The 1,027-nt window shown below is 75.0% G+C and carries 1 protein-coding gene; it reads right to left on the bottom strand.

From position 1 onward, the window contains the following. Window positions 1–1,027: phosphopantetheine-binding protein (locus O3W51_RS48160; RefSeq protein WP_269290437.1), on the bottom strand; the 1,027-nt coding region annotated here is incomplete at both ends.

The raw sequence follows: 1,027 nt of genomic DNA, 5'->3' as shown, positions 1-1,027 counted from the left end.
GATAGGTACCAGGGCGGACGCCGCGCAGCAGCAGCCGCGCGCCGCCGGCCGCGACGGCGACCCGGCCGGCCGAGCTGACGCACAGCACCCAGCCCAGTGCCACCCACCACCAGGACACGGCGGGCGCCCACGGGAAGTCCCCGTACCGGGCGAGCACGTTGTTCAGCGCGGCGACGCCCACGGCCCAGCGCGGCCCCGAGATCGTCAGCAGCGGAAGCATCAGCGCCACCTGTACGGCACCGGCGCGGCGCGGGGTGGGCTGTACGGTCCGCACGGCGCTCTCACGGGCGTCCGACGCCTCCAGGACGCGGGCCAGCGCGCCCAGCGACGGGTTCTGGTAGATGTCGCTGACGGAGACGTTGGGGAAGCGCGCCCGGATGAGGGCGACCAGGCGGGCGGCGCCGAGGCTGCTGCCGCCGATCGCGAAGAACTCGGCGTCGGCGGTGCCGACGGAGGTGCCGAGGATCTCGGCCCACTGTTCCGCGAGCCACCCCTCGGTGCCTTCCAGCGGGCCCTCCTGCCCGGAGGTGTCCACGGTGGGCAGCGGCCAGGGCAGCGCGGCCCGGTCGACCTTGCCGGAGGTCCGGGTGGGCAGGGTGTCGACCACCGCGATGAGCGGCACGAGCGAGGCGGGCAGCGCCTCGCGCAGCCGGCGCAGCGCGTCGACGGGGTCGAACACCCCGCTGACGGCGCCCACTTCAGCCTCACCGGCCTGGGCCTCGTCGGTCTGGGCCTGGTCTGTCTGGGTTTCGTCGGCTCGGGTTTCGTCGGTTTCGGACGGCTCGCCGGCCTGCGCCGCGCCGTCGGGGGCCTTGTCGTCGCCGACCGGGGTGTCACCGGCCGTGTCCTGCGCCGCGCTCACCACATAACCGACGAGGATCTGGTTGCCGCCCCGGGTGGTGCGGACGGCGGCCGCGGCACCGGCGACGTTCGGCAGCGCCTGCAGCGCCGCGTCGACCTCGCCGAGTTCGATCCGGCGGCCGCCCAGTTTGATCTGCTCGTCCGCCCTGCCGACGAACAGCAGCCC

The sequence above is a fragment of the Streptomyces sp. H39-C1 genome, from assembly GCF_027158125.1.
Classification (GTDB): Bacteria; Actinomycetota; Actinomycetes; order Streptomycetales; family Streptomycetaceae; genus Actinacidiphila; species Actinacidiphila fildesensis.
Note: the sequence above shows the minus strand (reverse complement) of the source record. Positions and strands in the feature narration are given on the sequence as shown.